General features: G+C 74.1%; 18 protein-coding genes and 1 riboswitch. Of the genes, 5 read left to right on the top strand and 13 right to left on the bottom strand.

Annotated features, from left to right (window positions below; all coding sequences use genetic code 11):
* Positions 1–56: 56 nt before the first annotated feature.
* A riboswitch (SAM riboswitch) is annotated at positions 57–180 on the bottom strand.
* 799 nt (positions 181–979) lie between these two features.
* From LG943_RS13780 to LG943_RS13800, 5 genes are all read left to right on the top strand, one after another.
* Positions 980–1,408: a DUF3870 domain-containing protein gene (locus tag LG943_RS13780; RefSeq protein ID WP_408648592.1), complete on the top strand. Its 429-nt coding sequence runs from the start codon at positions 980–982 to the stop codon at positions 1,406–1,408.
* A 77-nt stretch (positions 1,409–1,485) separates the two neighbouring features.
* Complete coding sequence (locus LG943_RS13785) at positions 1,486–2,829, top strand: CaiB/BaiF CoA transferase family protein (RefSeq protein WP_270072661.1); 1,344 nt, start codon at positions 1,486–1,488, stop codon at positions 2,827–2,829.
* A 93-nt stretch (positions 2,830–2,922) separates the two neighbouring features.
* On the top strand, positions 2,923–4,113 hold the full coding sequence (locus LG943_RS13790) for an acyl-CoA dehydrogenase family protein (protein ID WP_270072662.1): 1,191 nt from the start codon (positions 2,923–2,925) through the stop codon (positions 4,111–4,113).
* A 66-nt stretch (positions 4,114–4,179) separates the two neighbouring features.
* Positions 4,180–4,644, top strand: a complete 465-nt coding sequence (locus tag LG943_RS13795) for a nitroreductase/quinone reductase family protein (protein WP_270072663.1) — start codon at positions 4,180–4,182, stop codon at positions 4,642–4,644.
* A gap of 158 nt (positions 4,645–4,802) precedes the next feature.
* Complete coding sequence (locus tag LG943_RS13800; protein WP_270072664.1) at positions 4,803–6,176, top strand: DUF418 domain-containing protein; 1,374 nt, start codon at positions 4,803–4,805, stop codon at positions 6,174–6,176.
* 53 nt (positions 6,177–6,229) lie between these two features.
* Here the strand turns inward: LG943_RS13800 and LG943_RS13805 are convergent, their stop codons facing one another.
* From LG943_RS13805 to LG943_RS13865, 13 genes are all read right to left on the bottom strand, one after another.
* Positions 6,230–7,795, bottom strand: coding sequence for an OFA family MFS transporter (locus LG943_RS13805; RefSeq protein WP_270072665.1), 1,566 nt, complete (start codon positions 7,793–7,795; stop codon positions 6,230–6,232).
* Positions 7,796–7,904: 109 nt separating this feature from the next.
* A complete protein-coding gene (locus LG943_RS13810) occupies positions 7,905–8,543 on the bottom strand; it encodes a Uma2 family endonuclease (protein WP_270072666.1) in 639 nt (212 codons plus the stop codon).
* A 202-nt stretch (positions 8,544–8,745) separates the two neighbouring features.
* The gene (gene metK, locus LG943_RS13815; protein ID WP_270072667.1) at positions 8,746–9,939 is read right to left on the bottom strand and encodes a methionine adenosyltransferase; all 1,194 of its coding nucleotides are present in this window, start codon (positions 9,937–9,939) and stop codon (positions 8,746–8,748) included.
* Between the two features lie 429 nt (positions 9,940–10,368).
* Positions 10,369–11,595 carry a bifunctional phosphopantothenoylcysteine decarboxylase/phosphopantothenate--cysteine ligase CoaBC gene (gene coaBC / locus LG943_RS13820; RefSeq protein WP_270072668.1) on the bottom strand — a complete coding sequence of 409 codons (1,227 nt, stop codon included), beginning with the start codon at positions 11,593–11,595 and terminating at the stop codon, positions 10,369–10,371.
* 65 nt (positions 11,596–11,660) lie between these two features.
* Positions 11,661–11,927: a DNA-directed RNA polymerase subunit omega gene (rpoZ, locus tag LG943_RS13825; protein ID WP_270072669.1), complete on the bottom strand. Its 267-nt coding sequence runs from the start codon at positions 11,925–11,927 to the stop codon at positions 11,661–11,663.
* 121 nt (positions 11,928–12,048) lie between these two features.
* Positions 12,049–12,657 carry a guanylate kinase gene (gene gmk / locus LG943_RS13830; RefSeq protein ID WP_270072670.1) on the bottom strand — a complete coding sequence of 203 codons (609 nt, stop codon included), beginning with the start codon at positions 12,655–12,657 and terminating at the stop codon, positions 12,049–12,051.
* Between the two features lie 548 nt (positions 12,658–13,205).
* Entirely contained in the window at positions 13,206–13,526 is a 321-nt protein-coding gene (mihF, locus tag LG943_RS13835; RefSeq protein ID WP_179766524.1) for an integration host factor, actinobacterial type, read from the bottom strand.
* Between the two features lie 500 nt (positions 13,527–14,026).
* Positions 14,027–14,728 (bottom strand): orotidine-5'-phosphate decarboxylase, encoded by a 702-nt coding sequence (pyrF, locus tag LG943_RS13840; protein ID WP_270072671.1) that lies wholly within the window; start codon positions 14,726–14,728, stop codon positions 14,027–14,029.
* Between the two features lie 283 nt (positions 14,729–15,011).
* Positions 15,012–15,971, bottom strand: coding sequence for a dihydroorotate dehydrogenase (locus tag LG943_RS13845; RefSeq protein ID WP_270072672.1), 960 nt, complete (start codon positions 15,969–15,971; stop codon positions 15,012–15,014).
* Positions 15,971–16,882, bottom strand: a complete 912-nt coding sequence (locus LG943_RS13850) for a dihydroorotate dehydrogenase electron transfer subunit (RefSeq protein ID WP_270072673.1) — start codon at positions 16,880–16,882, stop codon at positions 15,971–15,973. Before LG943_RS13850 ends, LG943_RS13845 begins: the two co-directional genes overlap by 1 nt.
* 85 nt (positions 16,883–16,967) lie before the next feature.
* The gene (carB, locus tag LG943_RS13855) at positions 16,968–20,270 is read right to left on the bottom strand and encodes a carbamoyl-phosphate synthase large subunit (RefSeq protein ID WP_270072674.1); all 3,303 of its coding nucleotides are present in this window, start codon (positions 20,268–20,270) and stop codon (positions 16,968–16,970) included.
* 18 nt (positions 20,271–20,288) lie between these two features.
* Positions 20,289–21,476 carry a glutamine-hydrolyzing carbamoyl-phosphate synthase small subunit gene (gene carA / locus LG943_RS13860; RefSeq protein WP_270072675.1) on the bottom strand — a complete coding sequence of 396 codons (1,188 nt, stop codon included), beginning with the start codon at positions 21,474–21,476 and terminating at the stop codon, positions 20,289–20,291.
* Entirely contained in the window at positions 21,473–22,771 is a 1,299-nt protein-coding gene (locus tag LG943_RS13865) for a dihydroorotase (RefSeq protein ID WP_270072676.1), read from the bottom strand. The genes carA and LG943_RS13865 overlap by 4 nt, the downstream gene beginning before the upstream one ends.
* Between the last annotated feature and the right edge of the window lie 2 nt (positions 22,772–22,773).

The following is a 22,773-nucleotide window of genomic DNA, read 5'->3' on the forward strand; positions in this document are numbered from 1 at the left end:
CCCTGGGACGCACCGCCCCGCTGCCGTCGCGGTGGCCGCGCGCATGGAACCTCGGGGGTCCGCGCTTGCCTGACACGGTCGAAACGGTCGTGTCCTGACCTGGTCCTCACCCGGGGCACCCCACCGCGGAAGGAGGGTTGCCGGCCAGCTAGCCGGGGCTTGACGCTGGCACTCATGACCTGGGCACGACTATAGCCCATGGCCCTATGGCGACCGCAACCCGGTTCCCGGGTCGCCCGGGTATCGCCCGGGACGACCCGACCGCAGGCCGACGCGCCGGAAGGCCCCAGCCGCGTCGCGTCGGCAGGACCGTCCGGGGCGGTACCCCCCGGCGGCGGGGGCCGGACCGCCGTCCACCACGGGAAGGGCAGGTGGCACCACGACGCACGCCCGCGGCCACGAAGACGGGCGTCTCCGGAACCACAGCGATCCCGGACGTGGCTGCCCTCCGCGCGGGCGGCCCGGACCTGCGACAGGGGTCGCGGCGCCCGGCCGCGCGGACCGCCACACCAGCATCCGTGAACCGCATCCGGCGCGGCGACCCGGTGGTGCCGCGTCCGGAGCCGCCTGGGGCGATCCTCGGCGCCGCATCGGCCCCGCACGACGGCCGCGTTCCGCGCGAGCGGTCAGCGAGGCGCCCGGCGAGCCTCCCGGCCCACGTGGGTCCGGACCAGCAGTGGGGGTCGCCGCGCCCCGGTCCGGCCGAGGGCGGAAGCGGCCGATCCGCCCCTCCGCGCGCCGACCGCCCGGCCGGCGCGCGGAGGGCGTCCGTGCCCGATGACCGCCCCCGGCGTGGGGCCGCGCCCCTGGTGCGCGCAGCCCCGCGTCGGCCTCCCGGGCGGCGATGCCGTGGCGGGTTGTTGACAGGCGGCGGCGGGGGTCGGGGATACTGAGTGCCGACTGCCCTCCCGCTGAGGGCGCCCGGCGTCCCCCGGTCGTCCCGCCAGGCGTGAGACTCCAGCACCCCCGGAGTTTCCGCATGCCCAACGGAGGGAGCACCGTGCCCGTACCCGAGCGGATCCGCCCGCTGCTGGAGGATCCCGGCGTCGTCCTGGTCTCAGGCTACGCCCGCCTGCCCGACGCCGTGGCGAGCCACTCCCAGTACGAGCGCCTGGGCGTCGTCCTGGCCGTGGACCTCGCCGACGGGCGGATCGTCGCCGCCGACACCACGCTGCTCACCGACCTCGCCAAGGAGTTCTTCCGCGCCCTGGTCGAGGGCCTGTCGGTGACCGAGGACATCACCGAGATCGCCGAGCGGGTCCAGCGCCGCTACGCGGGCCAGTCCGGGGGCGCGCTGGCCACCGCGCTGCGCCGCTGCCTGGAGACGTTTCACCAGGTGCGGGCCGCGCGCGCTGCCGAGGAGGCCGACCCGGCCGGTTCCCGAGGCACCGGGCCGGCGCGCGGGTGAGCGCGGCACGGGCACCACGAAGCGGACGGGGCGCCGCGCGGCCGCCCCGGGGCGGCGGTGAAGGGAGCGCGGACGGCATGGCCGAAGGCACCAGGGACGGCACGGCGGACGGCGCAGCGGGCACCCCGGCGGGCGCGGACCCCGGCCCCTCCCCCGGCGGCACCGGCGGCGCGGCGCCGGCCGGGCGGCCGCTGGCCGGGGTGCGGGTGGTCGACCTCTCGCGGGTCCTGGCCGGGCCCTACGCCACCATGCTGCTGGCCGACCTGGGCGCCGACGTGGTCAAGGTCGAGCACCCCGGACGCGGCGACGACACCCGCGCGTGGGGACCGCCCTGGGCCGGCGGCGAAGCGGGCTACTTCCTGGCGGTCAACCGCGGCAAGCGCAGCCTGGCCGTCGACCTCAAGGACCCCGAAGGGCTGGCCGCGGTCCGGGACCTCTGCGCCGCCGCCGACGTGGTGGTGCAGAACTTCCGCCCCGGCGTGGCCGACCGCCTCGGGCTGGGCCACGCGGCCGTGCGGGCGCGCAACCCCGCCGCGGTCTACTGCTCCATCAGCGGCTTCGGGCCCGAGCACGACCCGCCCGGCCGCCCCGGGTTCGACCTCATCGTGCAGGCCGAGAGCGGGTTCATGGCCTCCACCGGCTCCCCCGGCGGACCGCCCACCAAGACCGGCGTGGCCATCACCGACGTGCTCACCGGCCTCAACGCCGCCGTGGCGATCCTCGGCGCGCTGGTGCGGGCGCGCGCCTGCGGGCAGGGCGAGCACGTCAGCGTCTCGCTGGTCAACTCCGCGCTGTCGGGGCTGGCCAATCTCACCCAGCAGGCCCTGCTCACCGATGCCGAGCCCGAGCGCGCGGGCAACGCCCACGGCTCGATCGTGCCCTACCAGTCCTTCCCCACGGCCGACTCCGAGATCGTCGTGGCGGCCGGCAACGACTCGCTGTTCCGGCGGCTGTGCGCGGTGCTGGAGCGCCCCGACCTCGCCGAGGACCCCCGCTACGCCACCAACCCGCTGCGCGTGGCCCACCGCGCCGACCTGGTCGCCGAGATCTCCGCCGCGCTGCGCGCCCGCCCCGCCGCCGACTGGGTGCGCGACCTGCTGGAGGCGGGCGTGCCGGTGGGGCGGGTGCGCGGCGTGCTCGACGCCGTGCGCACCGCCCAGGCCGCAGGCGACGACGTGCTGCTCCACACCGTCCACCCCGCCGCCGGGCCGCTGGAGCTGGTCCGCGCCGGGTTCCGGCTCGGCTCGGCCCCGGCCGCCGGGGACCGCACCCCTGCCGCCCCGCCGCCGCTGCTGGGCGAGCACTCCGCCCGGGTGCTGGCCGAGGCGGGGCTGGCCCCCGAGCGGATCGCCGCCCTTGTCGAACGCGGCGCCGTCCACCAGGCCGACCCGCCCCACCCGGCCGACCCGCCCGCCACCTAGCCCGCCGCGCCCCGGCCGCCGGCCCCGCGCCGCCGCCCGGGTCGCCCGACGCCGCCCCCACCCCAGACCGCCCGCAGCAGAAGGGACCGCGCCATGACCGACCGCAACCGCCCCCCGGCGCCCGACCCGCTCGACTTCCTCGCCCTGGACGCCACCCTGGCCGAGGAGGAGCGCGACATCCGCGACACCGTGCGGGACTACGCCTCCCGTGAGCTGCTGCCGCACGTCGCCGAGTGGTTCGAGGCCGGCACCATCCCCGACCCGCGCGGCCTGGCCAAGGCGTTCGGTGACCTCGGCGTCTTCGGCATGCACCTGGAGGGCTACGGCTGCGCCGGCGCGAGCGCGGTGGCCTACGGCCTGGCCTGCCGCGAACTGGAGGCGGTGGACTCCGGCCTGCGCAGCTTCGTCTCGGTGCAGGGGTCGCTGGCCATGGCCGCGATCCACAAGTTCGGCTCCGAGGAGCAGAAGAGGGCCTGGCTGCCGCGCCTGGCCGCCGGCGAGGCCATCGGCTGCTTCGGCCTGACCGAGCCCGACTCCGGCAGCGACCCCGGGTCGATGCGCACCCGCGCCCGCCGCGACGGCCCCGACTGGGTTCTGGACGGCACGAAGATGTGGATCACCAACGGCTCGGTCGCCGACGTGGCCGTGGTGTGGGCGGCCACCGACGACGGCATCCGCGGCTTCCTGGTGCCCACCGACACGCCCGGGTTCCAGGCCAACACGATCCACCGCAAGCTGTCGCTGCGCGCCTCGATCACCTCCGAACTGGTGCTGGAGGGCGTGCGGCTGCCCGGCGGCGCCCTGCTACCGGGCTCCTCGGGCCTGGGTTCGCCGCTCTCCTGCCTCAACGAGGCGCGCTACGGCATCGTGTGGGGCGTGGTGGGCGCCGCGCGCGCCTGCTACGCCGCCGCGCTGGACTACGCGGCCACCCGGGAGCAGTTCGGCGGCCCCATCGCCGCCTTCCAGCTCACCCAGCGCAAGCTCGCCGAGATGGTCCTCGACGTCAACCAGGCCGGGCTCACCGCGCTGCGCGTCGGCCGCCTGAAGGACGCCGGCGCCTGCCACCACAACCACGTGAGCCTGGGCAAGTTCGGCAACGTGGCCGCCGCCCAGCGGGTGGCGCGCGCCGCGCGGTCGCTGCACGGCGCCAACGGGATCACCCTGGAGTACCCGGTCATGCGGCACATGGTGAACCTGGAGACGGTCGCCACCTACGAGGGCACCGAGGAGATCCACGCGCTGAGCATCGGGCAGGCCGTCACGGGCGTATCGGCGTTCCGCTAGCGCTGCGAGGTGCGTGGGACGGGCGAAAACCGCCACAATGGTGGGAGCCGAGTAAGGGAGAGGTCGATGGGCAACGACGCCGGGCGATTCCGCCGGACACGGGTGAGGCGCACAGCGAACGCCGTGATCGGGGGATTCATCAGTTTCGGGCTCGCCCCCTCCGACCTGCGGCTGCTGACCACCCGCGGCGCCAAGTCCGGGTTCCTGCGCACCACGCCCGTCAGCCTGGTCGAGAACACCCAGGGCCGGTTCCTCGTCGGCGCTTACGGCGAGACCGGGTGGGTGCGCAACCTGCGAAAGGACGGCTTCGGCACGCTGCGCCACGGCGGGTGGATCGAACTGGTCAGCGTGGTCGAGGTCGGGCCCGAGCGCGCGGCCCCCGTGCTCAAGGAGTACCTGGACCACCCGCGCGCGGTGATGGTGTCCGCCCAGTTCACCGCGGCCCCCGACTCCCCGGTCGAGGGCTTCGCGCAGGAGGCCGCCACCCACCCGGTCTTCGAGATCGTGCGCAGCACCACCGTGCGCCTGTAGCGCGGCGGAGTCGTACACGCTCCGTACAACTTAAGCAGCACCCGAATTCGGCAGCGCGCAGGACGCGCGGCGCCCCGGCGGTCGGGGAGCCTGGTTCCATGACGGGGCCGCACCGGGCGGCTCCGCTCCGTGACCGGCCGAACGGGGGCTGAACGATCATGGAACCGAGCACCGACGGCGACAGGACCGCACCCGCCGCGGATTCCCGCGGCGGGGGGCGGCTGCCGCTGCTGGACGTCCTGCGCGGGGTGGCCATCCTCGGCACGCTGGCGACCAACATCTGGATCTTCGCGGCGCCGGGCGCCGAGTGGGCGGTGCTGTCGAGCACCACCGGCGGCGCACCCGAGAGCGCCGTGGAGGGCGCCGGCGCCGCCGCGGGCGCCGCGCTGGAGGCGGCGCTGCGCTTCGCCGCCAACGGCAAGTTCCTGGCCCTGCTCACCCTGCTGTTCGGGGTGGGCCTGGCGATCCAGTTCCGCTCGGCGGCCAGGCGCGGCAGCCGCTGGCCCGGCCGCTACAAGTGGCGGGCGCTGCTGCTGTTCGCCGAGGGCACCCTGCACTTCGTCCTGGTGTTCGCCTGGGACGTGCTGATGGGCTACGCGGTCACCGCGCTGCTGGTGGCCTGGCTGCTGACGCGCTCGCGGCGGGCCCAGCGCGTCGCGCTGTGGGTGAGCGCGGGGGCGCACGTGCTGCTGATGGCGCTGCTCACAGCCGGGCTGATGGCCCTGGAGCGCATGGCGCCGCCGCAGCGCCAGGGCGACACCGACGCCGCCGCCGAGGTGGTCCGCCTCTACGCCGAGGGCGGGTACCTGGAGCAGGTGGCGTTCCGCCTGGAGAACCTCCCCATGCTGCGCATCGAACCGGTGCTGTCCTTCGCACTGCTGGTTTTCCTCTTCCTGCTGGGCGTGCGGCTGTTCCGCGCCGGGGCGTTCGCCCCCGACGCCGCGGGCCGGGCGATCCGCACCCGGCTGCTGCTGTGGGGCCTGGGCGTGGGGCTCCCGCTGAACCTGGCGACCACGCTGGCCGGGGGCAGCCTGTTCCTCGTCGACCGCTACATCGCGGCGCCGGTGGTGGCGCTGGGCCTGATCGGGCTGGTGGGGCGGCTGATGGACGCGATGACGGCGCACGGGCGCGCGCCCGGGATCGTGACCACGGCGTTCTCCTCGCTGGGCCGCACCGCGCTGTCGGGCTACGTCCTCCAGAACGTGCTGGCGATGCTGGCCTGCTACGGCATCGGCCTGGGCCTGGCGGCCCGGCTGGAGCACACCGGCCCCTGGTGGGTGATGGGCCTGTGGGCGGCCATCTGCCTGGTGCTGCTGACCGGCTCCACCCTGTGGCTGCGCCGGTTCGACAACGGGCCGCTGGAGGCGGGGCAGAAGTGGGTGCTGGCCCGGATCCCGGAGAAGCCGGCGCGCGGCGGCGGTGCCGCCACCGGGTCCGCGCCCGGTGCCGGTTCCGCGCTCGGGGCAGGTTCCGCGCCCGGGGCCGCTCCCGAGGGCGGCCCGGCGGCGCGCACGGTGCCCGGGTCCCGCTGACCATCCCCGCGCGCGGGCGCGCCGCCCGGCGGGGGGGGCGCGCCCGCGCCGGGCTATCCGGTGAACAGTTGCGCGGCCCGGGCGGTGTTCAGGCTGTCGGCGTATCCCAGCAGGACGGCCACCACCGCCCAGGAGACCACCAGCCACACGCCGCCGCCCCGGGGCACCGAGGTGGAACCGGCGGCCGCCGGCGCACCGGCGGCGCCCTCGGGCGCGGCGGGGGCGGGCCGGGCGGCGGGCTCGGGGGCGGAGGGCTCCTGGAAGCGCTCGGCCACCGGGCGGATCAGCAGGTTGGCGGCGAACCCCACCACCAGCAGGCCGACCATGGTGAACAGCGGCGCCTGGTAGGCCGACTGGGTCAGCGTGCCGGGTTCGCCCTGGGCGTCGAGGAAGGCGTTGATGATGAGCGGCCCGGCGATCCCGGCGGCCGACCAGGCGGTGAGCAGCCGCCCGTGGATCGCGCCGACCTGGTAGGTGCCGAACAGGTCGCGCAGGTAGGCGGGCACGGTGGCGAACCCGCCGCCGTAGAAGGAGATGATGATGCCCGCCGTGGCGGCGAACACGACCGTGGAGGTGCCGCCGACGGTGGCCATGAGCAGGTAGAGCACGGCGCCGGCGCCCAGGTAGAACATGTAGATCGGCTTGCGCCCGACCAGGTCGGAGGTCGAGGACCACACGAACCGGCCGGCCATGTTGAACAGCGACAGCATCCCGACGAACCCGCCGGCCGCGGCCGCCGTGACGGCGCTGGCGCCGCCGCCGTCGCGGAAGAAGTCCTGGATGAGCGGGCTGGCGTGCTCCAGGATGCCGATCCCGGCGGTGACGTTGGTGAACAACACCACCCACAGCAGCCAGAACTGGGGCGTGCGCACCGCGTTGGCGGCCGAGACCCCGCGCGTGGCCATCATCCGGGCGCCGGCGTGGGCGGTGGCGGGGTCGTAGCCGGCGGGCCGCCACCCCTCGGGCGGCACCCGGATCAGCCAGACACCCATCATCATCAGCACCAGGTAGGCCAGCCCGAGGGTGACGAACAGCCCCACCACCGCCCCACCGGAGGCCACCGAGCCGGCGGCCGAGGCGTCGTAGGCGGGGTCGTAGAAGGCCATGAGCTGGTTGGAGACCGGGGTCGCCACCAGCGCGCCGCCGCCGAAGCCCATGATGGCCATGCCGGTGGCCAGCCCGGGGCGGTCGGGGAACCACTTCATCAGGGTGGAGACGGGCGAGATGTAGCCGATGCCCAGCCCGATCCCGCCGAGCACGCCGTAGCCCAGGTAGAGCAGCCACAGCCACCCCAGGGCGATCCCCAGCGCGCCGACGAGGAACCCGCCGCTCCAGAACAGCGCGGAGACCAGCATGGCCTTGCGCGGGCCGGCACGCTCCACCCACGTGCCGCCCACCGCCGCCGACAGGCCCAACATCACGATGGCGATGGAGAAGATGACCCCGATCTGGGTCTGGCCGGTGTCGAAGTGCTCGACCAGGGAGTTCTTGTAGACGCTGGTGGCGTACGCCTGCCCGATCGACAGGTGCACCGCCAGCGCGGCGGGCGGGACCAGCCACCGGTTGTAGGACCAGGCGGCCACCGACCTCTCCCGGTCCAGCACGCGCAACGCGGACATCCGGCCCCCTCACCGCACACAGGTTCGCATACCGCATACAGCCGACCGGCGACATGATGCCACGCGTTCGCTACGGAGGGAACCCGCCCGCGCACAGGCGAGCGGGCGGTCAGTTCTCGTAGCGCGGGAACTCCGACGTCTCGATGCGAAGGCCCTCAAGCGGAGGAACCAGCTCCACGACGTCGCCGAAGCGCAGGCGGCGCAGGCGCCCGTACCCGCCCGAGGCGGTTCCGCGCGGTTCGGAGTAGAGCGCGATCTCCCCCTTCCGGGGATCCACGACCAGGTACATCGGAATGCTCCACTCCGCGTACAGGTCGGGCAGGACCTCCAAGTCCTTGTAGGGATTGTTTCGGGAGACCACCTCGCCGACGAGGTCGATCTCGCCGGCGGGGATGAGGGGTTCCATCCTGTTCATGGCGGCCCGGCTGGCGACGATGAGGTCGGGGATGGCGAAATCGCCCTTCTCCACATCGCGCGCGATGCCGTAGCCGGCGTTCGAGGGGCGCCTGTCCCCCGCCAGCTTGCCGAGCAACCGCTCCACCATCAGGTCGGTGATGAAATTGTGCCGGGGCACGGGCGCAGCAGACACGTAGATGCGTCCTCCGAGAATCTCCACTTTGAAGCCCTCGGGAACGTCAAGCCGTGCTTCGACTATCTCCCGCAACAGGTCGGTCTTGGGGGGGACAGTCGTCTGCGGGCGCTCGCATAGTTCCATGGTCACGGGCATTCCCTTCTTCGACGGGATCACGCTAGAGAAGTCCACATCAGCCCGTGGTCACTTTAGGCGACTGTCCACATGCGGACAGTTGTACGATGCGTGCCGCAGCCCACGGCAAGCGATGGTAGAGCGCGCGTGCTCGTCACGAGTCCACAGCTTGCCCTCCCGTACGCGTCCGGCCGCGACCCATGGTGGGGCGCGGCCGGGCGGATGGTGCGGGGAAAGGGGCGGGTCAGGCGCCCACGGCGGACTTCAGGGCGGCGGCGCGGTCGGTCTGCTCCCAGGTGAAGTCGGCGTGCTCGCGGCCGAAGTGACCGTAGGCGGCCGTGTGGGAGTAGATCGGGCGCAGCAGGTCCAGGTCGCGGACGATCGCGGCGGGGCGGAGGTCGAAGACCTCCTTGACGGCCTTCTCGATGACGTCGGGGGCCACCTGCTCGGTGCCGAAGGTCTCGATGAAGATGCCCACCGGGTGCGCCTTGCCGATCGCGTAGGCCACCTGGACCTCGGCGCGGTCGGCCAGGCCGGCGGCGACGATGTTCTTGGCGACCCAGCGCGTGGCGTAGGCGGCCGAGCGGTCGACCTTGGAGGGGTCCTTGCCCGAGAAGGCACCGCCGCCGTGGCGGGCGTAGCCGCCGTAGGTGTCGACGATGATCTTGCGGCCGGTGAGCCCGGCGTCGCCCATCGGGCCGCCGATCTCGAAGCGGCCGGTGGGATTGACCAGCAGCCGGTAGTTGTCGGCCTCAAGCCCGTAGCTCGCCACCACCGGGGCGATCACGTGCTCCTTGATGTCGGGGGTCAGCAGCTCGTCCATGTCGATGTCGGGAGCGTGCTGGCTGGAGACCACCACGGTGTTCAGGCGCACCGGCTGGAGGCCGTCGTACTCGACGGTGACCTGGGTCTTGCCGTCGGGCCGCAGGTAGGGCACGGTGCCGTCGTGGCGGACCGCCGCGAGCCGCTGGGAGAGCGCGTGGGCCAGCTTGATCGGCAGCGGCATCAGCTCGGGGGTCTCGCGGTTGGCGTAGCCGAACATCAGGCCCTGGTCGCCCGCGCCCTGGAGGTCGAGGGCGTCGGCGCCCTTCTCGACCCGCGCCTCGTAGGCGGTGTCGACACCCTGGGCGATGTCGGGGGACTGCGCGTCGATCGAGACCGAGACCCCGCAGGACTGGCCGTCGAAGCCCTTGGCGGAGGAGTCGTAGCCGATTTCCAGGATCTTCTGCCGCACGATGGCGGGGATGTCGACGTAGGTCTTGGTGGTGACCTCACCGGCCACGTGTACCTGTCCGGTGGTGATCAGGGTCTCTACGGCGACCCGGCTGGCGGGGTCGTCCTGGAGCATCGCGTCGAGGATCGCGTCACTGATCTGGTCGGCCATCTTGTCGGGGTGGCCTTCGGTGACCGACTCGGAGGTGAAAAGGCGACGGGACACGTTGAGTGACTCCTTGCAGCGGCTGCTGGCTGACAGTTGTCGGCTCGGCTCGGCCTCCGCCGCGGGTGGGGGGCCACGACGAAACCGACCGACGCGGTTGGTTTTCTTTCGTCCACTGTAGTGGGGCGTTGTCCGCAACGCTCGGGCGACCGGCCCCGATAGGTCAAGTACGCCGCCGTGCTGCGGGTGCGGCGCCGTGGCGCGGGGGTGCGGATGCCCTTTTCAGGCGGTACCCCAGTCGGTGTGACGCACGACACAGACGAATTTCCGGATGTGCGGTGATCATGCCGCTGTGCTGCGGTTTCCCGTAGCGTACAGCGAAACCGGACGCTGCACGCGCAACAGGGCGGACCGCCCCGGGCGCCCGCGCGCCCGGCGGGGCACGGCGGGGCGCGGCGCGCCGGGCGCCGCACCCGCGCCGGCGGGTCTTCAGGGCCGCGGCCCGGCGGGCGCCAGGCGGGCGGCCACCAGGTCCCACACCCGGTCGGCCAGGTGCTCCTTGGGGCCGTGCGGGATGTCGGTGGCCGAGCCGTCGGCGCCCAGCACCACCGCCTGGTTGTCCTCGGTGCCGAAGGCCCGGCCGGCGCCGACCTGGTTGACCACGAGCAGGTCGCAGCCCTTGCGCTCCAGCTTGGCCCGCCCGTGCTCCAGCACGTGGTCGGTCTCGGCGGCGAAGCCCACGACCACCTGGCCGGGGCGCGGGCGCTCGCGCGACAGCTCCAGCAGGATGTCGGGGTTCTCGACGAGGTCGATGACCGGCGGGCCGCCGTCGCCCTTCTTGATCTTGCCGTCGGCGACCTCGGCCGGGCGGAAGTCGGCCACGGCGGCGGTCATCACCACCGCGTCGGCCTCGGCCCGGTGCGCCAGCACCGCCTCGCGCAGTTCGCGGGCGGTGCCCACCCGGGTGATGTCGGCGCCGGCCGGGTCGGGCAGCTCCACGTTGGCCGCGATGAGGCTGACCCGCGCGCCGCGCGCCAGCGCGGTGGCGGCCAGCGCGTAGCCCTGCCGCCCCGAGGACCGGTTGCCCAGGTAGCGCACGGGGTCCAGCGGCTCGCGGGTGCCCCCGGCGGTGACCAGCACACGCCGCCCGGCCAGGTCGGCCGGCAGCGTGCCGCGCGCCAGGACGCGGCGGGCGGCGGCGAACAGGTCGGCGGGCTCGGGCAGCCGCCCCTTGCCGGTGTCGGCGCCGGTGAGGCGGCCCACGGCCGGCTCCAGCACCACCGCGCCGCGCGCCCGCAGGGTGGCGACGTTGGCGCGGGTGGCCGGGTGCTCCCACATCTCGGTGTGCATGGCGGGCGCGAACACGACGGGGCAGCGCGCCGTCAGCAGGGTGTTGGTGAGCAGGTCGTCGGCGATGCCGTGGGCGGCCTTGGCCAGCAGGTCGGCGGTTGCGGGGGCGACGAACACGAGGTCGGCCACGCGCCCGATGCGCACGTGGGGGACCTCGTGGACGGACTCCCACACCCCCGTGGCCACGGGCCGGCCCGAGAGCGCGGCCCAGGTGGGCTCACCCACGAACCGCAGCGCGTCGGCGGTGGGGACGACGGTGACGCTGTGCCCGGACTCGGTGAGGCGGCGGAGCAGCTCGCAGACCTTGTAGGCGGCGATGCCGGCCCCCACCCCCAGGACGATCTCGGGACGGTGCTCGGTGTTCACGACACGATCTCAGCAGACGCCGCCGCGCGGGCGCGGACCGGCCCCCGGGTGCGGCGGCGTGCGGGTCAGGCGCCCTCGTAGGGCTCGGCGGTCAGCAGGCCGCCCTTGATCTCGCGCAGGGCGATGGACAGCGCCTTCTCCTGGACCTGGGTCTCGACCAGCGGGCCGACGTACTCCAGCAGGCCCTCGCCCAACTGGGCGTAGTAGGCGTTGATCTGGCGCGCCCGCTTGGAGGCCATGGTGACCAGGCTGTACTTGCTGTCGACGGTCTCCAGGAGATCGTCGATGGGCGGGTTGGTGATGCCTTCGGCGACGGGCTCGGTGCCTGCCACGTGCGTCCCCCTGGAAATCGGTGTCTTCGGTGTCAAAGGCCCCGGAGGGGACCTGCGAAAGCGGACTCACGCCAGGATAGTCGCTGGACTCGGCGGATCCGCCGGTGCTGTGCCGCGGATATCACACCTGCGGCGCGAGGATCAACGCTAGCAGCTCGTCGCGGACCGCGCTCACCGACGTGTTGACGAGGGTGGTGTCGAACTCGCTCTCGGCGGCGAGTTCGACGCGCGCGGCGTCGAGGCGGCGGCGGATCACCTCGGGCGGCTCGGTGCCGCGCCCGGTGAGCCGGCGCACCAGCTCCTCCCACGACGGCGGGGCCAGGAACACCTGGAGCGCCTCGGGCATGGTGGCGCGGACCTGGCGGGCGCCCTGGAGGTCGATTTCCAGCAGCACGGGCTCGCCCTTGGCCAGCCGCTCCTCGACGGGGCCGCGCGGGGTGCCGTAGCGGTTGCCCGCGAACTCCGCCCACTCCAGCAGCTCGCCCTGGGCGACCATGCGGTCGAACCCGGCGTCGTCGGTGAAGTGGTACTCCACGCCGTCGGTCTCGCCGGGGCGGGGCGCGCGGGTGGTCGCCGACACCGACAGCCACACCTCGGGGTGGTGGGCGCGGATCTCGCGCACGACGGTGCTCTTGCCGACGCCCGAGGGCCCGGAGAGCACGGTCAGGCGGCGGGCCGGGCCGGTGCGCGGTGCGCCGGGTGCGGGCGGCGCCGCGGAGTGGTTGGGCACGGGCGAATCAGACTCTCGAAAGCCGAGGGCGAACGTGGAGGCGCGGCACGGTGGCCGCCGGCCGCCGCGCCGCAGCGGGCGGCGGCGCGGGCGCGGCCCGCGCGAGCGGGCGGCGGCGCCGGTTGGTCTTTTATACCACCGCGCCGCGGCGCGCCCCGTGCGCACGCCCCCGAAGGGGCGCCGCCGGGGCACGGCCGCGGCGCGGGTCGTGCCTGGTCGTGCGGTGCCGGACCGAGGTCCGGGGCGTCGGGGGCGGCTGAGGGGCCGCCCTACCGAACGCGGCGGGCGTTCGCCCGGGGGTGGCGCGGAACCCACCCGCCGACCGGTCCGGAGTCTCCGAGAGCGCTCGCGCGGCGCCGCATGTCCACGCGGTCTGCCGCGTCAGCGCAGGTGGGGGCTTTCCCAGTCCGGTACCGCCCGGTGTCCGACACACCGCCGACACCGCCACCGCGGGGCTGCGGCGACACGGCATCGGCGGTCGCACTCACCCGGCCGCCCGGGGGACGGCCGGAAGTCGCCGTGAAAAACGGCACATCCGCCTTTGAACGCTACTCGGCTCCGCCGAATTCACGCTCCAGAGCCGCGCGCTGGTTGGCACCCAGCCCGCGGACACGGCGGGACTCGGCAATGTTCAGCCGCTCCATGATCTGCTTGGCGCGGACTTTGCCGACACCGGGCAGGGATTCCAGGAGAGCCGAGACCTTCATCTTGCCGATGACGTCGTCGGTCTGGCCGTCGGCGAGAACCTCCGACAGCGAGACGCCGCCGTGCTTCAGGCGGTTCTTGACTTCCGCGCGCTCTTTTCTGGCCTTCGCGGCTTTCTCCAGAGCCGCGGCGCGCTGTTCGGGTGTGAGGGGAGGAAGGGCCACGCCGGGTCACCTCGGTTTTCTCTCGTTTGTAGAGGGCGGACGCCTGCGCAAGTTAGTAGGTTCCGACCCCGTTCGGCAACGCAAAGTGGCCTTTCAAGCGCCATTTCATCAAAGTAATTACTCTGGGTAATGGAACGATTGCTCAGCGCCGCCGAATTCGGGACTTTTGGCCCGGTTGGATCGACCGCCCAGCGTACTCGCCCGACGACGCTCCGGCGGCTCACGCAGGTCAGGACGGGGCACCGAAACCGGGTTTCGGCCGTGCCCAATCGCACACGCTCAGTTGGCCGCAATCGGTCACGCGACGCGGGCCGCGCGGCGTGTCCGCGCGGCCGGGGCGCGCACCGCGCCCGGCCACCCGGTCGGCGCCTCACGGCGCGGCCCGCGCCGCCTCCGCACGGCGCGGACCAGCCGGCACCGCCGGCACCGCCGGCGGGCGCGGATGCCGGGCGGACCCGGAACGGCCCCCGGGCGGCCCGCCGGCGCGGCGGGGCCGCCGCTCAGGCCGAGGGCGCCTCGACGCGCCGCAGCGCCGCCGCGATCTTGGCCGCCGCCGCGCCGGGGTCGGCGGCGCGGGTGATCGGGCGCCCGATCACGAGCAGGTCGGCGCCGGCGGCGAGCGCCTCCTCAGGGGTGGCCACCCGCGCCTGGTCGCCGCGGTCGGCGCCGGCCGGGCGCACGCCCGGGGTGATGAGCATGACGTCGGGCCCCACCTCGGCGCGCAGCGAGGCGACCTCGTGGGGCGAGCACACCAGCGCCCGCGCGCCCGCCTCGACGGCCAGCACGGCCAGCCGCCGGGCGGCGTCGCCTGCGGGGCCGGCCAGGCCGATCTCGCCCAGCGTGGCGTCGTCCAGCGAGGTCAGCACGGTCACGGCCGCGATGGTGGTCTGCGGCGCGGCCTCCACCGCCGCGGCGATCATGTCGCGCCCGCCGGCGGCGTGCACGGTCAGGATGGAGGGCTTGAGGCGCGCCACGTTGCGCGCGGCGCCGGCGACGGTGGCGGGGATGTCGTGCAGCTTCAGGTCCAAGAAGACCGAGGTCTTGGTGCCGCCGCGCAGCGTGCCCACCACCTCCGGTCCGTAGCGCAGGTAGAGCTCCAGCCCCACCTTCACCGTGCTCACGTGGGGGGCGACCTCGGACGCCCAGCGAGCGGCGGTCTCGATGTCGGGTGCGTCGATGGCGACGGCGATGGGCGCGGCCACGGTTGGTCTCCTTTGGGGTCACTCGACACGGGCTGGGCGGGCGGACGCCCGCTCGGGGGACGCGGCTCGGCCCGCGCACGGGCCGGCCCGGTCGGCCGGCGGCCGAGCGGGCTCGGGCACTGTCCGGAGCGGTTCCCCCCGAACGCCCGCTTCATGCGTCTAAGCGGTGAGACGTCCGCCGGTGCGGCTCAAACGGCCGTAGCGGCGCTTTCCGACCCCGGGGGTAGGCGGTACATCCCCCGGCACCGCTGGCAGCCTACAGGCCGCCTCAACGCATTTCGCGTCATCGGCCCAGCACAGCTCCGAGCGGGGCGCCGGCGGGCCGGTGGGCGGCGCCCACGACGTCGGAGACGCGGTCGGCGCCGCGCTCCTCCAGCAGTTCCTCCAGCTCCCGCAGGATCCGCACGCACGCCGAGGGATCGGAGAACGTGACGGTTCCCACGCCCACCGCCGAGGCGCCCGCCGCCAGCAGCTCCAGGGCGTCGGCGCCGGTGCGCACCCCGCCCATGCCGATCAGCGGGACCTCCGGCAGGGCCGCGTGCACCCGGTAGACGCTGGCCACCGCGATGGGACGGATGGCCGGCCCCGACAGCCCGCCCACGCCCCCGGCCACCGCCGGGCGCAGCGTGCGGGGGTCCACCGCCATGGCGCGCACGCTGTTGATCAGCGACAGGCCGTCGGCGCGGGCCTCAACGCACGCCCGCGCCAGCGCCACCAGGTCGGGCACGTCGGCGGCGAGCTTGGCGAAGACGGGGATGTCGGAGCGGGTGTGGGAGCGCACCGCGTGCACCACGCGCGCCGCCTCGGCGGGGTCGTCGGCGAAGTCCAGGCCGCCGCCCGCCGGGTTGGGGCAGGACAGGTTGACCTCGATCATCTCCACGCCCTCGGCCGCCGACAGCCGCCGCGCCAGTTCGGCGTACTCCCCCGCCCCGGCGCCCGCCACCGACGCCACGGCCCGCCCGCCGCGCGAGAGCAGCCACGGCAGGTCGCGCTGGAGGAACACCTCCACGCCCGGCCCCTGGAGCCCGATGGCGCTGAGCATGCCGCTGGGGGTCTCGGCCACGCGGGGGGCCGGGCGCCCGGCGCGCGGCTCCAGCATGACCGACTTGGTGACCACGGCGCCGATGCGGGCGATGTCGAAGAACTGGGCCAGCTCGCGGCCGGTGCCCGCGCAGCCGGCCGCCGCCATCACGGGGTTGGGCAGTTCGCGGCCCGCCAGCCGGGTGCGCATGTCGGTGGTCATCAGCCCGCCTCCCGGTCGGCGACCCCGCTTTGGGGGTCGGCGGAGTCCTCGCCGCGCGCCTTCCAGCCGGGCGCGCCCAGCGCGTCGAAGGGGATCGTGCCGACGTCGTCGAAGCGCACCCGTTCGCCGCGGAAGACCGGGCCGTCCACGCACGCCCGCACCATGCGGGTGATCCCGTCCTCGCCCACCACCGGGATGACGCAGCTCATGCAGATCCCGGTGCCGCAGGCCATGGTCTCCTCGACCGCCACCTGCACGGGCACGCCCTGGCGGGCCGCCACCGCGGCCACGGTGCGCAGCATCGGCATGGGGCCGCAGGCGTAGACCACGTCGGAGCGGGCGTCGTCCATGGCGCGCTCCAGCGCGTCGGTGACCCGGCCGCGCACCCCGAAGGAGCCGTCGTCGGTGGTGAAGGTGGTGGTCTCGGCGATGCGGCGGGCGCTGATGGCGCTGAACACCCGGTCGGCCGAGGCGGCGCCGAGCACGAAGTCCACCCGGCAGCCGCGCCGGCGCAGCGCGTGGGCCAGCGGGAACAGCGGCGCCGCGCCCGAGCCGCCGCCGGCCAGCATGCAGTTGACGGGGTCGCGCGGCAGCGGGAAGGGCCGGCCCAGCGGACCCACCACGTCCAGCAGGTCGCGCTGGCGCCGCTCGGCCAGCCAGGCGGTGCCCGGGCCGCGCACCGCGAACAGGAACTCCACGGTGCCGCCGTAGTCGGGCTTGACGTCGTGGATGGCGAAGGGGCGGCGCAGCAGCATGCTCGACTGCTCGCCGCCCACCGCCACCGACAGGAACTGCCCGGAGCGGAACCGCTCGGCGATCTGGGGGGCGACCACGGTGATGGCGTAGTAGGCGTCGACCCGGCGCACGGTCAGTACGGGGCTCCGCGTCTGCACCGGCCCGTTGTCGCTCACTCGTGCTGCCCTGCCTCGCCTCGCCGCGGTGCGCCGCCGCCTGCCCGGCCCCCGCCCGGTCTGCCCTCCCGCGCCTAGGCGCGGCTCACGCCCGCGCCCCCTGGAGGGCTGCGGCGTGCTCCTGGAGGGAGCGCACCCCGATGTCGCCCCGGGCCAGCGCCTCGATGCCCTGCACCGCCGCGGCCAGGCCCTGCACCGTGGTGACGCTGGGCACGCCGCGCACGACCGCCGCGGTGCGGATCTCGTAACCGTCCAGCCGGGGTCCGGCCTGGCCGGCGCTGCCGAACGGGGTGTTGACGATGAGGTCCACTTCGCCGCGGTGGATGAGTTGCACGATAGTGGGTTCGCCGTCGGGCCCGGGACCCTCGCTGTGCTTGCGCACCACGCGGGCCGTGACTCCGTTGCGCCGCAGCACCGCGGCGGTGCCCTCGGTGGCCAGGATCTCGAAGCCGAGGTCGGCCAGCCGCTTGACCGGGAAGACCATGGTGCGCTTGTCGCGGTTGGCCACCGACACGAACACCGCGCCGCTGGTGGGCAGCGAGCCGTAGGCGGCCATCTGGGACTTGGCGTAGGCGGCGCCGAAGTCGGAGTCCAGGCCCATGACCTCGCCGGTGGAGCGCATCTCGGGGCCCAGCACGGTGTCGACGCCCTCGCCCTGGCGGTCGATGAACCGGTTGAACGGCAGCACCGCCTCCTTGACCGCCACCGGGGCGTCCAGCGGCAGGGTGCCGCCGTCGCCCTCGGCGGGCAGCACGCCCTCCTGGCGCAGTTGGGCCACGGTGGCGCCCATCATGACCCGGGCCGCGGCCTTGGCCAACTGCACGGCGGTGGCCTTGGACACGAACGGCACGGTGCGCGAGGCGCGCGGGTTGGCCTCCAGCACGTAGAGCACGCCCGAGGCCAGCGCGTACTGGACGTTGAGCAGGCCGCGCACCCCGGTGCCCCGGGCGATGGCCTCGGTGGAGTAGCGGATGCGCTCGAAGTCCTCGTGGCCCAGGGTGATGGCGGGCAGGGCGCACGCGGAGTCGCCGGAGTGGATCCCGGCCTCCTCGATGTGCTCCATGATGCCGCCCAGGTACAGCTCGGTGCCGTCGTAGATGGCGTCGACGTCGATCTCGATGGCGTCGTCGAGGAAGCGGTCGATCAGCACCGGGTACTCCGGGCTGACCTCGGCGTTGCGCTCGATGTAGTCGGCGAGCATGGCCTCGTCGTAGACGATCTCCATGCCGCGCCCGCCCAGCACGTAGGAGGGCCGCACCATGACCGGGTAGCCGATCTCGTCGGCGACCTCCTTGGCCTCGGCGAAGGAGTGCGCGGTGCCGTGCTTGGGCGCGGGCAGGCCGGCCTCGGTGAGGACCTTGCCGAACTCGCCGCGGTCCTCGGCCAGGTCGATGGACTCGGGGCTGGTGCCCACGATGGGCACGCCGGCCTCCTTGAGCCGGCGGGCCAGGCCCAGCGGGGTCTGCCCGCCAAGCTGCACGATGACCCCGGCCACCGGCCCGGCGGCGCGCTCGGCGAGCACGACCTCCAGCACGTCCTCCAGGGTCAGCGGCTCGAAGTAGAGCCGGTCGCTGGTGTCGTAGTCGGTGGAGACGGTCTCGGGATTGCAGTTGACCATCACGGTCTCGTAGCCGGCCTCGGCCAGCGCGAAGGAGGCGTGCACGCAGCTGTAGTCGAACTCCACGCCCTGGCCGATGCGGTTGGGGCCCGAGCCCAGGATGATCACCTTGGGCCGGGTGCCCGCGGGCACCTCGGTCTCCTCGTCGTAGGAGGAGTACAGGTAGGGCGTCTTGGCGGCGAACTCCGCGGCGCAGGTGTCGACCGTGAGGTAGACGGGGTGGATGCCCAGCGCGTGCCGCAGCTCGCGCACGACCTCCTCGGACTTGCCGGTGATCTCGCCGATCTGGAGGTCGGAGAAGCCCAGCCGCTTGGCCGCGCGCAGCGAGGCGGCGTCGAGCTTGGGCGCCGCGGCCAGCTCGCGCGCGGTCTCCTCCAGCAGCAGCATCTGGTCCAGGAACCAGGGGTCGATGTTGGTGGCCTCGTGCAGCTCCTCGACGGTGGCGCCGGCGCGCAGGGCCTGCTGGACCAGGCGCAGCCGGTGCTCGCCGGGGGTGGCGGCGGCGCGCAGCAGGTCGTCCTTTGCGCCGGGCTCGCCCGCCCAGGTCAGGCCGATGCCGTTCTTCTCGACCGAGCGCATGGCCTTCTGGAGCGCCTCGGCGAAGGAGCGGCCGATGGCCATGGCCTCGCCCACCGACTTCATGGTGGTGGTCAGGGCGGGGTCGGCGCCGGGGAACTTCTCGAAGGCGAAGCGCGGGACCTTCACCACCACGTAGTCCAGGCTGGGCTCGAAGCTGGCCGGGGTCTCGGCGGTGATGTCGTTGGGGATCTCGTCGAGGGTGTAGCCCACGGCGAGCTTGGCGGCGATCTTGGCGATGGGGAACCCGGTGGCCTTGGAGGCCAGCGCCGAGGACCGCGAGACGCGCGGGTTCATCTCGATGACGATGATGCGCCCGGTGTCGGGGTGCACGGCGAACTGGATGTTGCAGCCGCCGGTGTCCACGCCCACGGCGCGGATGATGGCGATGCCCAGGTCGCGCATGCGCTGGTACTCGCGGTCGGACAGGGTCATGGCCGGGGCCACGGTGACCGAGTCGCCGGTGTGCACGCCCATGGGGTCGAAGTTCTCGATGGAGCAGACGACGACCACGTTGTCGTGGGCGTCGCGCATCAACTCCAGCTCGTACTCCTTCCAGCCGAGGATGGACTCCTCCAGCAGGACCTCGGTGGTGGGCGAGAGGGCGAGCCCCTGCCCGGCGATGCGGCGCAGCTCGGTCTCGTTGTGGGCGAAGCCCGACCCGGAGCCGCCCATGGTGAAGGAGGGCCGCACCACCACGGGGTAGCTCAGCTCCTCGGCGGCGGCCAGGCACTCCTCGATGGTGTGGCAGATGCGCGAGCGGGCGGACTCCCCGCCGATGCGCTCCACGATCCCCTTGAAGGTCTCGCGGTCCTCGCCGGACTGGATGGCCTCGACGTTGGCGCCGATCAGCTCGACGTTGTACTTGGCCAGCACGCCGGAGTCGTGCAGGGCCACGGCGGTGTTGAGCGCGGTCTGCCCGCCCAGGGTGGGCAGCAGGGCGTCGGGGCGCTCCTTGGCGATGATCTTCTCGACCATCTCCGGGGTGATCGGCTCGACGTAGGTGGCGTCGGCGATCTCGGGGTCGGTCATGATCGTGGCGGGGTTGGAGTTGACCAGGACGACGCGCAGGCCCTCGGCCTTGAGCACCCGGCACGCCTGGGTGCCGGAGTAGTCGAACTCCGCCGCCTGCCCGATCACGATGGGCCCGGATCCGACCACCAGGACGGACTTGAGGTCATTACGGCGCGGCATGTGTGTGGTCCCCCGGCTCTACGACTGCGCGGGCTGGGCCGGGCGGCCCGAGCTCGCGGACGGATCGGACGAGGCGGCCATCAGGTCGCAGAACGCGTCGAACAGCTCGGCGGCGTCGTGCGGGCCCGCGGCGGCCTCGGGGTGGTACTGGACGCTGAAGGCGGGCCGGTCGAGCAGCCGCAGGCCCTCCACGACGTTGTCGTTGAGGTCGACGTGGCTGACCTCGGCCCGGCCGTAGGGGGTGTCGAACGGGCCGTCGAGGGGGGCGTCGACCGCGAACCCGTGGTTGTGGCTGGTGATGTGCACCCGCCGGGTGTGCACGTCGCGCACCGGCTGGTTGACGCCCCGGTGGCCGAAGCGCAGCTTGAAGGTGCCCAGGCCCAGCGCGCGGCCCAGGATCTGGTTACCGAAGCAGATGCCGAACAGCGGCTTGCGGGCGTCCAGGACGCCGCGCACGGCCGCGACGGCGGTGTCGGCGGTGGCGGGGTCACCGGGGCCGTTGCTGAAGAAGACGCCGTCGGGGTCCAGGGCCAGGATCTCCTCGGCGGTGGCGGCCGCGGGCAGCACCGTGACCTCGCAGCCGCGCTCGGCCAGCCGCTGGGGGGTCATGGCCTTGATGCCGAGGTCGACCGCCGCCACGCGGAACCGGGTGGCCACGCCCTCGGGCGGGCGCACGGTGTAGGGCTCGGTGGTGGTGACCTCGCCGGCGAGGTCGGCGCCGGCCATGCGGGGGCTGGCCAGGACCCGCTCGCGCAGGCGCTCGGGGTCGGTCGCGGTGGTGCTGATGGCGGCGCGCATGGCCCCGCGGTCGCGCAGGTGGCGGGTGAGGGCGCGGGTGCCGTCCAGGGCGATGCCCACCACGCCCTGGCGGCGCAGCTCCTCGTCGAGGGTGCGCTTGGCGCGCCAGTTGGAGGAGACGCGGGCGGGTTCGCGGACCACGTAGCCGGCCACCCAGATGCGGCCCGACTCCGGGTCGTCGTCGTTGACACCGGTGTTGCCGATGTGCGGCGCGGTCATCACGACGATCTGGCGGTGGTAGGAGGGGTCGGTCAGGGTCTCCTGGTAGCCGGTCATGCCGGTGTTGAAGACGATCTCGCCCAGGGTCTCGCCGGGCGCGCCGAAGGAGCGGCCCCTGAAGTGCCGGCCGTCCTCCAGGACGAGGATGGCCTCGGCGTGCTCAGGTCCGCCTGCTGCTGTTGAACTCACTGGATCTTCCCATCGAGGACCGTCGGGGTGCCGCGCAGGAACGTGGCGGTGACGCGGCCGGGCAGCCGCATGCCCCGGTAGGGGGTGTTGGCGCTCTTGGAGGCCAGGGCCGCCGGGTCGACCTCCCAGGCGGTGTCCGCCTCGTACAGGGTAACGTTGGCGGGCTCACCTGGGGCGATCGGGCGGCCGTGCCCGCTGAGGCGGCCGATGCGGGCGGGCGCCGCCGACATCCGCTCGGCCACGCCGGCCCAGTCGAGCAGGCCGGTGTCGACCATGGTGTGCTGCACGATCGACAGCGCGGTCTCCAGGCCGAGCATGCCCATGGCGGCCGTGGCCCACTCGGTCTCCTTGGCCTCGGCCGGGTGGGGGGCGTGGTCGGTGGCCACGCAGTCGATGGTGCCGTCGGCCAGGGCCTCGCGCAGCGCCTGGACGTCCTCGGCGGTGCGCAGGGGCGGGTTGACCTTGTAGATGGGGTCGTAGCTTTCGGCCAGGTCGTCGGTCAGCAGCAGGTGGTGCGGGGTGACCTCGGCGGTGACGTCGCAGCCCCGGCTCTTGGCCCAGCGCAGGATCTGCACCGAGCCCTTGGTCGAGACGTGGCAGACGTGCAGGCGCGAGCCGACGTGCTCGGTGAGCAGGCAGTCGCGGGCGATGATCGCCTCCTCGGCGACGGCCGGCCACCCGGCCAGGCCGAGCCGGTCGGAGACCACGCCCTCGTTCATCTGCGCGCCCTCGGTGAGCCGGGGGTCCTGGGCGTGCTGGGCGACGACGCCGTCGAACGCCTTGACGTACTCCAGGGCGCGGCGCATCAGGAGGGGGTCGGAGACGCACATGCCGTCGTCGGAGAACACCCGCACGGCGGCGGCGGACTCGGCCATGGCGCCAAGTTCGGCCAGGCGCTCGCCGGCCAGGCCCCGGGTGACGGCGCCCACCGGCTGGACGTCGCAGTGGCCGGACTCCCGGCCCAGGCGCCAGACCTGCTCGACCACGCCGGCGGTGTCGGCGACGGGGTCGGTGTTGGCCATGGCGTGCACGGCGGTGTAGCCGCCGGCGGCGGCGGCGCGGGCGCCGCTGGCCACGGTCTCGGCGTCCTCGCGGCCGGGTTCGCGCAGGTGGGTGTGCAGGTCGACCAGGCCGGGCAGGGCGATGAGACCGTCGGCCTCGACGACGCGGGCGTCGGGTGCGCTCAGTCCGGGGCCGACCTCGGCGATCACGCCGTCGCGGATGAGGATGTCGGCCGGGTCGCGCCCGGTGAGGCGGGCGCCGCGGATGAGGTGGGCGGCGCTGCTGTGGGTCATCT

It is taken from the genome of Streptomonospora mangrovi (genome assembly GCF_027604915.1).
In the GTDB taxonomy this organism is placed as follows: Bacteria; Actinomycetota; Actinomycetes; order Streptosporangiales; family Streptosporangiaceae; genus Streptomonospora; species Streptomonospora mangrovi.